Origin of the sequence: Clostridium sp. KLE 1755, assembly GCF_000466465.2 — a bacterium.
Taxonomy (GTDB): domain Bacteria; phylum Bacillota; class Clostridia; order Lachnospirales; family Lachnospiraceae; genus Eisenbergiella; species Eisenbergiella porci.
Window position 1 is genome coordinate 1 of record NZ_KE992754.1, and the last position, 9,803, is coordinate 9,803.

General features: G+C 46.9%; 8 protein-coding genes. 3 read left to right on the forward strand and 5 right to left on the reverse strand.

Features of this window, described 5'->3' with window-relative positions:
* Nucleotides 1-110: 110 nt before the first annotated feature.
* On the reverse strand, nt 111-1,016 hold the full coding sequence (gene dapA, locus HMPREF1548_RS22405) for a 4-hydroxy-tetrahydrodipicolinate synthase (RefSeq protein WP_035323468.1): 906 nt from the start codon (nt 1,014-1,016) through the stop codon (nt 111-113).
* A 217-nt stretch (nt 1,017-1,233) separates the two neighbouring features.
* Here dapA and HMPREF1548_RS22410 point away from each other — a divergent pair, with 217 nt between their 5' ends.
* The gene (locus tag HMPREF1548_RS22410; RefSeq protein ID WP_198168671.1) at nt 1,234-1,401 is read left to right on the forward strand and encodes a hypothetical protein; all 168 of its coding nucleotides are present in this window, start codon (nt 1,234-1,236) and stop codon (nt 1,399-1,401) included.
* Between the two features lie 34 nt (nt 1,402-1,435).
* On the opposite strand, the gene HMPREF1548_RS22415 is transcribed toward HMPREF1548_RS22410, so the two are convergent.
* Together HMPREF1548_RS22415 and HMPREF1548_RS22420 are read right to left on the reverse strand one after the other, a co-directional pair.
* The gene (locus HMPREF1548_RS22415) at nt 1,436-3,628 is read right to left on the reverse strand and encodes an alpha-L-rhamnosidase (protein WP_198168672.1); all 2,193 of its coding nucleotides are present in this window, start codon (nt 3,626-3,628) and stop codon (nt 1,436-1,438) included.
* Between the two features lie 129 nt (nt 3,629-3,757).
* Nucleotides 3,758-4,945 carry a glycoside hydrolase 5 family protein gene (locus HMPREF1548_RS22420; RefSeq protein ID WP_021638915.1) on the reverse strand — a complete coding sequence of 396 codons (1,188 nt, stop codon included), beginning with the start codon at nt 4,943-4,945 and terminating at the stop codon, nt 3,758-3,760.
* Between the two features lie 298 nt (nt 4,946-5,243).
* Here HMPREF1548_RS22420 and HMPREF1548_RS22425 point away from each other — a divergent pair, with 298 nt between their 5' ends.
* Nucleotides 5,244-6,563 carry an AAA family ATPase gene (locus HMPREF1548_RS22425; RefSeq protein WP_021638917.1) on the forward strand — a complete coding sequence of 440 codons (1,320 nt, stop codon included), beginning with the start codon at nt 5,244-5,246 and terminating at the stop codon, nt 6,561-6,563.
* A gap of 9 nt (nt 6,564-6,572) precedes the next feature.
* Complete coding sequence (locus tag HMPREF1548_RS22430; RefSeq protein ID WP_021638918.1) at nt 6,573-7,178, forward strand: hypothetical protein; 606 nt, start codon at nt 6,573-6,575, stop codon at nt 7,176-7,178.
* A gap of 125 nt (nt 7,179-7,303) precedes the next feature.
* On the opposite strand, the gene HMPREF1548_RS22435 is transcribed toward HMPREF1548_RS22430, so the two are convergent.
* Together HMPREF1548_RS22435 and HMPREF1548_RS22440 are read right to left on the reverse strand one after the other, a co-directional pair.
* Nucleotides 7,304-8,683 carry a GH1 family beta-glucosidase gene (locus HMPREF1548_RS22435; RefSeq protein ID WP_021638919.1) on the reverse strand — a complete coding sequence of 460 codons (1,380 nt, stop codon included), beginning with the start codon at nt 8,681-8,683 and terminating at the stop codon, nt 7,304-7,306.
* Nucleotides 8,684-8,727: 44 nt separating this feature from the next.
* A partial coding sequence (locus tag HMPREF1548_RS22440) for a glycosyltransferase WbsX family protein (protein WP_021638920.1) occupies nt 8,728-9,803 on the reverse strand: 1,076 nt, incomplete at its 5' end.

A 9,803-nucleotide genomic window follows, 5' to 3' on the forward strand; every position in this document is an offset into this window, starting at 1 on the left:
TAATCAGAGAAATTTTCTCCTACTCGATTGCTGTTTTACTTGAACTTTCCAGCTTCTTTATGAGTATAATTAAACCTTCCGCAGCCGGACACCTCTTTTGGCGCCCTCCTTCACTCCTTCACCCTCTCTTCAACCAGCCCATAATCCCTAAGCACCTGCAGCAGCCTTTCCGTTTTAACACTATCCATATCACACAAAGGAAGCCTGCATTCTCCCACATCATACCCCATAGCTCGCATGGCCTGCTTCACAGGAATCGGATTCACATCCATAAACATGGCCTGCATCAATTCCAGATATTTCAGCTGCAGCCTTTTGCTCTCCTCACAGTTCCCGTCAAAATAAGCCTGACAGATGTCATGGGTTTCCCGGGGCAGCAGATTTCCCACCACCGAAATCACCCCCTGCGCCCCCAGAGCCAGCGCAGTGGTTATCTGATCATCATTTCCCGTATAAATCGTCAGGTTCTCCCCGCAAAGCGCCGCTATCCCGGCTATCTGCGAGAAATTACCGCTTGCCTCCTTACAGCCCACAATACTGTCAATCTCACTCAGCCTCCGGTACGTCTCCGGCAGAATATTCACCCCTGTCCTGGAAGGCACATTATACAGAATCACCGGAAGCCCCGTGGCCTGTGCACAGGCCCTGAAATGACGGTACAGCCCCTCCTGGGACGTTTTATTATAATATGGCGTCACATGAAGCAGCCCATCCACCCCGATTTTCTCACACTCCTGCGACATCCAGACAGCATGGGCCGTATTATTGCTGCCAGCCCCGGCAATCACCGGAATTCTTCCGGCAATCTCCTTCACCGCAAACTCCACAAGCTCCAGATGCTCATCATCATCCAGCGTGGCATTTTCCCCCGTTGTCCCGGCTACCACCACAGCATCCGCCCCGCCGTCCGCCTGCCTGTCAAGAAGCTTTTTGAACACCGGATAATTAATCTCCCCATTTTCCTTCATCGGCGTAATAATCGCCGTCCCCACTCCCCTGAAAATCACTTTCTTCATATCCGCTCCCATCCGCGCGCCGCACCCGGTCCGCTTCCACTATTCTAACTCTTTATAAATATCATAATGCAAAAATCATAAAATGTGTGCCTGAATTTATTATTTTTATTACCCGGCAGCAGAAAAATCACACATTCCATCCATTCCGCTCCCGGTATTCGCTGGGCGTCATCACCACGATGCAGCTTCTGGACAGGCCGCGCTGATGGATGCGGTAATGCAGGACAACATTCTCGCAATGTTCAGTATCAACTACAAGATGGCGGATCAGTCCATTATGGAAATCCATGTCTATGCCACATGGGACGGAAAGACCATTTTCCATTCCAGGGCACACCAGATGAAGCTGCAGATGGAGCGGGACTATGGTATCTACAAAAGCTAAAACAGCATCCGGCTTTGCAGTATCTGGCTTTGCGTTATTTCACTCTTACTTCTCTTTCCAGGCTTCCCTGCACCTTCACGATCTCTTCTTCACCGTTCAGGATAAGACAAATCCTTTCTTCTTTTTCCAGCGTCACCTCCACCCGGATATACTCTTCCTTTCTCTCCCAGTATACCCTGCACATGCCCGCCGGGGTCAGCGTCCGGCAGTCCACCCAGTCCACGCCTTCCGGGAAGCAGGGCTGTATCCGGATACGCTCTCTGGCCGAAGCGTCCGCCCGGATGCCTGCCAGGGAGCAGTAAAACCATTCCTCCGCCGCGCCCAGCATAAAATGATTCTGGCTCATCACGGGATGCTCCGGATTGGGGCCGTCCCAGTCCTCACACAGCGTGGTGGCATTGCAGCTCACCTGATAACCGTAGCTTGGGAAATCCGTTTTCATAAAATTTTCCGCAATGATATCGTTCCTGCCGTACTTTGCCAGCGCGCGCAGGATATAAGGATGCCCCACATCCCCTCCGGTAAAATGGCCGCCCTTTAAACGGATATCCTCTTCCAGATTCTGAAGCACCGGCTCCCTGTATTCTTCCTCCGGCAGTTCCAGAAACAGCGCCATGGCATTGGCCGTCTGGCTGCCGTTAGCATAGTTTTTGGACAGCGGATAGAAAAAGGCTTCATTAAAGGCCTTCCGGCAGTCCTGCGCCAGCTTCCGGTAATGCTCTTCCTCCTCTTTCCTGCCCAGCACACACGCTGTTTCGGCCATAACCGTCAGATCCTGATACAAAATGGCCGTCGCCGTAACCGGTATGGGCGTATTGGCCGGGTGAGACGGATAATGTCCCACATCCAACCAGTCTCCCAGCCCGTAATTCAGGATACCGTTCCTGGCTTTTGACAACAGATAAGCAACGTATCTTTCGGACAGTCCGTAATGCTTTTCCAACAACTGCATGTCACCGTATTTTTTATACAGATACCAGGGCAGAAGCACGCTGGCCGATCCCCATTCCGGGGAATCCCGGAAGCCTAGCTCAAACTGTACGAATTCCGGGCAGATGCTGGGCACCAGGCCCTCCGGGGTCTGGGAATCCTCCATGTCATCCAGGATTTTTTCAAACAGCTTTTTTGCATCGAAATCAGCCAGGATGCCAGGGCCGATCAAATGTGTTTCCTCCAGCCAGCCCAGCTTTTCCCTGTGGGGGCAGTCGGTGAAAACACTCTGCATATTGCTGCGGATTGCCCCCACGATGATTTCATGGATCCGGTTGTACATTTCATTGGAGCACTTAAAGTAACCAGTTTCAGGGCAAGACGCATACTGCTCCTGCCCGGTAACCTCCAAAATCCGGGCATCCGTCCGGATCAGGGCATACCGCTGGCCGTAATAGGTAAAACGCGGCATCCAGGTTTCTTCCCCTTCCCCTGAAAGGGTATAGACATAATAATGGGGATCTCCCGTAAACTCCTGGTTGATGCTTCCGTCCCCAAGAAGCAGCTCGCCCGGCGTAATAATAACCTGCTGCCCCTTTTCCCCGGCGGCCTTAATCTTAATGCGCCCGGCAAAATTCCTTCCGAAATCATACCTTATCCTTCCGTCTTCCAGCCTGCACACCTCCACGGCCTGCAGCTCCTTCTGAATCCGCACCTGCGGCTGGCCGGCCTTCTTCAGCGCCCCCACAGATCCCTCATAGATTGCAGCAGGAATCCACTCCGCCTTTCCTTCCGATATGGCTGCCTTCCAGCCACAGACAGACGCGTCATAATCCTCACCGCCGTAAATGCAGGACATCATCACAGGCCCCGGACAGCAGCTCCACTCTCCGTCCGTGACAAATTCCTCCGCCGTTCCATCCTCATAGGTCACACAGAGCGCCATAATCAGTAGCGGATCCCCGAAGGAACCGGTGAATTTCACATACCGTTCCCCGTCCACATGATACATGCCGTTTCCAATCATGACCCGGAACCTGTTTTTTCCCCGGTTCAGAAAAGCAGTTACATCATAGGTGCTATAAAGGCAGGTTTTCCTGTAATTGGTCCAGCCCGGCTCGTAAACGCCTTTGTTTACTTCCTTTCCCTCCACGAATAATGCGAACTGCCCCAGGCCGCAGATGTGAATTTCCGCCTTTGCAGGCTGCTTTTTAAGGAACAGGTCCCGTCCGAACACCGGCATCTGCTTTCCATATCTTTTTGCTGTAATCCATTTTGCCTGACTCCAAATTCCCATTACTTTTTCTCCTGTTTTTTTTATTCCTTTTCCGCTAACTATTACAAAGAGGGCGTAAACTTCCCCTATGCACATTAAGCATTCCTGAAACAATCAAGGCTCAGGCTGCATTCCTTTATAATCATATTCCTACATAATTAAAAAGGCCTGTTTCACCCGAATGGCACAGTCATAGGCAAACCGCTGGATTTCCCATTCGTCACGCTCCTCCGCCTTCTGGCTCCTATAATGGCACAGCTGTGCCGATAAGCTGTCCCACATCGGCACCAGCTCGCAGGGCTCCAGAATATTGATGCAGTACTCTGCGGCTTCCAGAATCTCATCCGTGCTTTTTGCCTTGCTGACGAACATGGCTTTATTTTCCAGCTTCAGGACATCTTCCACCGCTTTTACCGCCTTGAGCGCATGGCCTTCCCGGTTTCCTCTGGCAAGGATCCTGTTATCGCCGCAGTTTCTTCTGAAGCCGTACAGCGCAGCCACAATACCCGGATCCCGGATTGTGCCGTCCGGGTATACAAGACCGTGGATTTCCCCCCAGAAGCCTTCAATCATCAGGTTGAAAAGGAAGAAACCGCAGTGGTATTTTTCACACATTTCCAGCTCCAGGTCATAGGGGTTGGCCCTGCCGATACAGCCGGTTTCCGTGTTCAGGATCGGCTTGCCGCCTTCTGCTTCGGATAACTGAACGGCAGTCTGATAAGCGGCTTCCATCCTGCTTCTGGTAGGCATGTAGTCATGGAAGCTGAGTACGTCAACCAGATCGGATGTGGAATCCATATGGGATGACAGTTCGTGGCCTACCGTGATCGGTGTGTCCGGATCCAGTTCTCTGATCAGTTCACAGTGCTTCCTTAAGTCCTTTGCCAGTTTTTCCTTTTTCCGGGGATAGTCCTCCGGGGAGGCGCTTCCCAGATAGGTATTGCAAAACGGTTCATTGAAAACATCCCACATCAGCAGCCCTTTCTTTGGCTTTAACAGACAAATAATCGCTTCAGCATAGGTTCTTTTTTTCTTCCATTCCTCTTCGCCGGCCTCCGTATAATCCTCAATAAAATTGCCGTTCCAGAAAATAGGCATGATGCCTATTCCCTTTTCCTCACAGCTGTCTGTAAAATCAAGCAGCATTTTCTCATAGGCCTCCGGATTCTTTTCCCATTCCTCCTGGGACATCCAGAAGCGGACGGCATTCAGGTTCAGACGCGCCGCATACTCCAGCTGCTGAGCCATCTCCTCCTTTGTCTGGCCGGCCTTAGGGTTGTGGCATACCCCGCGCAGATCACTGTAGTCTCCCTTGATTCGATCTTTCCAATCTTTCATTTTGTTTCTCCTTTTCCTGTGGATTCTTATGCTATGATACTAAAAATTCTTTTCATATGTTTACTGATAATATTATAGCACTTTCCTGAAAAGAAGGAAGCTGAAAATAAAGAAAAGGAAGGGAGGACTGCTCTGGCCCGGAATCAAGATGGATGGTATTAATAATAACTTAGGGGTCTTTTCCAAAATACTTTTTCTTATTTTAATTATAAAATATAACTTTTTCAAATAATTTTCATTATATAATTGTATCTTTTTTCTAAAAATATGATATAATATCAAAAAAGGAGATAAAACTATGTTTACTTATATCAAACTCAAAAACTACTGTTCCTTGGTTGATTTTCAGGTAAATTTCATGGGAAAACGAGACAATCCCAAAAAGCTCATACTGATTTATGGTGAAAACGGCGTAGGGAAATCGAATTTAGCTACCGCTTTTTTTACATTGTATGAAACATTAAGAACTATGTCTATAAAAGATATGTTGGAAAAACTTCGTGAATCCGTATCGGATGAAGAATTCGATGATAGTTCTTTCCAGAAATTCATGAAGCAAAATCTGAAAGATATTGAATCAATAATTAAAAGTTCTAAAACAATCAATTCACAGGATTCCATGCTTTTAGAATTTGGCTTTAAACTAAATGGAAAAAAAGGTGTTTACCGTATTGAAACTGATAATACCCACATTATATCTGAGCATCTTGACTTTGTTTTAAATAAAAATAAAACAGTCTTTTTTGATATTAATGAGACAAATGTCTGGATTAATGACAAAATTTTTAAAAGTTCAGATTATAAAGAGGACATCAATATTTTAATAAGTAAATTCTGGGGGAAACATTCCTTGCTTTCCCTGCTTGTCTATGAAATTGAAGAAAATAAAAAAGGATATGTAAAAGCCCGAATCTGCAATGCATTGTTTGATGTCATCTCTTACTTTATGACAATGTCTATCCGGGTTAAAGCCGGATATCGTGTAGAAAGAGGGAAAATGGGAATATCCCATGAAATACTTGGTGCTTTGGATAAGGGTAAAATCTCTTCTTTGGAAATTCATGAACTTGATAAAGCAGAAACGCTTCTGAATGAATTTTTTACACGTTTATATTCAGATGTCAAACAGGTATATTACAAAAAAGAATTCACAGATGACGAAATAACGTACCATCTGATGTTTAAAAAACTTATTTATAATCAGTTAGTAGATATAGATTTTGACAAAGAATCAACCGGAACGCAGTATTTACTTGAGATAATCCCCTTTTTCATGTCCTGTGTTGAAGGGCAAACCGCCATTTTAGATGAAATGGATACCGGAATACATGATTTACTTATAAATACGGTTTTAGAGAATCTTTATGATTCCATAGACGGACAAATCATTATGACAACCCATAATACCATGCTGTTGGAATCCGATTTACCGGATGAATGCTTCTATATATTTAGTGTCGATGAAAATGCAAACAAAGAATTACTCCCATTAAGTGCTTTTGAGGAACATTTACATCCCAACCTAAATAAAAGAAAACGTTACCTGAAGGGAATGTATGGCGGCGTCCCGATTACAATGGATGTGGATTTTAATGAACTTATGCAAATGATGGAATAGGAGGGTACAATGACAAAAACTCTCTCCTATCTTAAAGCAGTCGTAATATGTCATGGTAAGTCCGAAAAGCAAATGTGTGATTTCATTAAATCAAATCTACGAATAAGAATCGCGGTTGAAAGTGATAAAAAGGGCGAAAAGTCAATACAGGTCACAAGCGTAATGAAAATATTAAATGGCAGAAAATTCAAAACTTTTCAAGATTTTATTACTACCTATGAGGATGTGGAAATTTGTAAAATTAAGACAAAAAAATTTTTAACTGATGATTTTAAAATCTTTATTATTTTAGACACAGATGATTGTAATGAAGCACAAAAGAAGGCCTTTATAAACAAAGAAATGTTCAGAAATCATTGGGCATATCGATACATATTTCCAATATATAATAATCCGCAGCTTGAATCTGTCCTGACAAAATCGCATATTAAATTTGAAAAAAAGGGTGATGCACGAAAACAGGAGTACATTAAAATTTTTCCTACCGACCCCAAATATCAAAGGCGAGAAGTAATCCAGGTAAAAGAGTTTGGCGATAATCTCCGAAAAAACCCGGATACGAATATGGAGGAATTTATTGATTTCTGCCTGAATTTAAAAAATACAAATTCTTAGCAACTTTTCTCCTTGGTCTTTCATTAACTATCCATCCTTTAGAGCGGAACGGGGGAAGGAGACTGCCCTCTTCCGGCAGTTTTCCTTCCCCCGTTCCGATTCTGATTTCATATATCAGCTTCATTTTACTCTGTCTCAAACCCTCTTTCAGCAATCATTTCCCGGTACCACAGAGCGCTGTCCTTCAATACTCTCTCCTGTGTCTCAAAATCCGTATGCACCAGTCCGAACCGGTAGGTATATCCGGCGCTCCATTCCCAGTTATCCAACAGGGACCAGGCATAATACCCCCGGATATCCGCGCCTTCTTCCATGGCCTTATGGATCCAGCCCAAAAATCCCCTGATATACTGTATCCTCTGCTCATCATGAATCCTGCCGTCCGGCTGCACCGTTTCATTGCAGTTAAAGGTCCCGTTTTCCGTAATATAAATGGGAATGCCGATTTTATAAGTATCATTCAGAATATGAACCGCATCATATACGGCCTTTGGATAATATTCGTTCCCATTATCCATATAATTCCCGCCAAGATTCATACTCCTCTTCCCGCCTTCCCCATTTCCGGCCGCTTTTTCCATCAGCCCCGGTTCCGCGCAGTCAAGCACCCTGTTATAGCAGTTGAGCCCAAAGAAATCAATCGGCTGGGAAATCAGCTTCATATCCTCCGGAAGCATCTGCGGCATACTGTCTGTTTCCTCCATATACGCAAGCAGGGCATCCGTGTAGCAGCCCCGGAATATAGGGTTCAGATAGGAACGGTAGGCTTTTTCATTTTCCAGCTCCGCAAGCCTTCTGTCCTCTTCCTTTTCCGGCCGGAAGGGATGGTGATGCCAGATATCCACCACAATACCGATCTGATCCTCTCCCATTCCCTCTTCCCGGAACCTTCTGACGCCTTCCCCGTGCGCCATCAGAATATGATGATTCGCCTGACGCCCGAAAGCCTCGCCCTTTCTTCCTGGTGCAAAACCGCCCAGCGCATACCCCACATAAGTCGCTATCGGTTCATTCACCGTCGCCCACAGAGGAATGGAATCCTTGAATTCCCGGAATAAAAGAGAAGCATACTCCCCATACCAGGCCGCCGCATCCCTGTTCAGCCAGCCGCCCCTGCGCTCCAGCTCATAGGGAAGATCCCAGTGGTACAGCGTTGCATTGGGCACCAGACCGTTTTTGTGCATCTCGTCAACCAGCCTTTTATAAAAATCCAGCCCCTTCTGATTTACCCTTCCCGTTCCTTCCGGGAAAATCCGGGACCAGGAAAAGGAAAACCGGAAGGAATTGGTATGCAGCTGTCTGGCTAGCTTCAAATCCTCCGGATAGGTATGATACATATCGCAGGCCCTGTCAGGCAGGCTTGCGTCGCCGATGGCTCCCGGGATCCGTGCAAAGGCATCCCAGATGGACATCCCTCTGCCGTCCTCAAACGCGCCTCCCTCCACCTGGGCCGCGCTGGTAGCGGTTCCGAACAAAAAATTGTCCGGGAAAGTTATTTTTTTCATACCATTTAATCCTCCTGCCTCACCTTTTATTTTCTTCTTTCGGGCTATTCTCCCCTGAAAACCTCTTTCAACGCCTCCAGATAACCATACCCATACAAATCATCCGGTTCCAGATAGCTAGTTTCCGTCCATTCATTCCAGCTGTTTACCGTGATCAGCGGCGGCTGTTTGGGATGGCTGTCGGCATAGGCCCGGGCCATTTCAAAGCCTTTTTTAACCGCCTGGGGGGAATTATTTTTCACAATTCCCTGACGCAGCCCGGTAAATCTGGGATTGTTATCCCAGCCCACCGAAATATGTGGAAAATAGGGAATGGCATAATCCCGCCCGATTTCTTCCCATTCCTTCTCCACATCCGCAAGGATGTCCTCATAGTCCCGGTCAATATCCGTAATATGCACAAACTGGTAATGAGTAACGCTGGAAAAACCAAGGAAGGTGCCGATATCACCGCCTGCTTTTGCGCTCTCTTTGTCCAGGCCGGAAAGATTGGGCACGCCGCCGTGCGCCGTCAGCTGCAGGTGAAGCCCTTTAAATCCGGCTTTTATTGTTTCTTCCCGGAACCAGTTCAGCGCGTCCCTGGTATTTTCCAGACCGCCCAGCCCGTCGATCAGAATCCCCAGTTCATAAATCTGAAAAACAGGTTCCCCGTCTATCTGGTAATAATTGGGCTGTACAAAATACTTATGGATTATCCTGCGGCAGATCCGCTCAAATTCCTCCCGGTCTACGCCCCCTTTCCAGATTGTGGTGTCCTGCTCCCAGGAAAGACGGATATCCCAGGTATAATTCACATCATGGTTGGCCCACATGAGATAGAACTTCATTTTATCCCGGTTCTTCGCCTGCAGGAAGCCTTCGTTCAGACAGTTTTCCAGATAAGGCCTTCCGTCAAACCAGTACCAGTCATATATGAAAACATTGACGCCGTGATCCACTGCCGCCTCGATTTCCATTTCCATCACATAAGGATCCGCCTCGTCCACATAGCCCCACAGAGGCTTTCTCGGCCAGCTGTGCCCCGGAAACTTCTTCACGGCATTTTTCACAGACTGCCATTCTCCCATCCCTTCCGGCCAGAACATCAGGCTCCTTTTATCCCGCCCTGTATAGGCGGGCC

Excerpts from the sequence above, each read along its gene's own strand:
- dapA (WP_035323468.1), bottom strand. The coding sequence starts at position 1,016 with ATGAAGAAAGTGATTTTCAGGGGAGTGGGGACGGCGATTATTACGCCG.
- HMPREF1548_RS22410 (WP_198168671.1), top strand. The coding sequence starts at position 1,234 with ATGCAGGACAACATTCTCGCAATGTTCAGTATCAACTACAAGATGGCG.
- HMPREF1548_RS22415 (WP_198168672.1), bottom strand. The coding sequence starts at position 3,628 with ATGGGAATTTGGAGTCAGGCAAAATGGATTACAGCAAAAAGATATGGA.
- HMPREF1548_RS22420 (WP_021638915.1), bottom strand. The coding sequence starts at position 4,945 with ATGAAAGATTGGAAAGATCGAATCAAGGGAGACTACAGTGATCTGCGC.
- HMPREF1548_RS22425 (WP_021638917.1), top strand. The coding sequence starts at position 5,244 with ATGTTTACTTATATCAAACTCAAAAACTACTGTTCCTTGGTTGATTTT.
- HMPREF1548_RS22430 (WP_021638918.1), top strand. The coding sequence starts at position 6,573 with ATGACAAAAACTCTCTCCTATCTTAAAGCAGTCGTAATATGTCATGGT.
- HMPREF1548_RS22435 (WP_021638919.1), bottom strand. The coding sequence starts at position 8,683 with ATGAAAAAAATAACTTTCCCGGACAATTTTTTGTTCGGAACCGCTACC.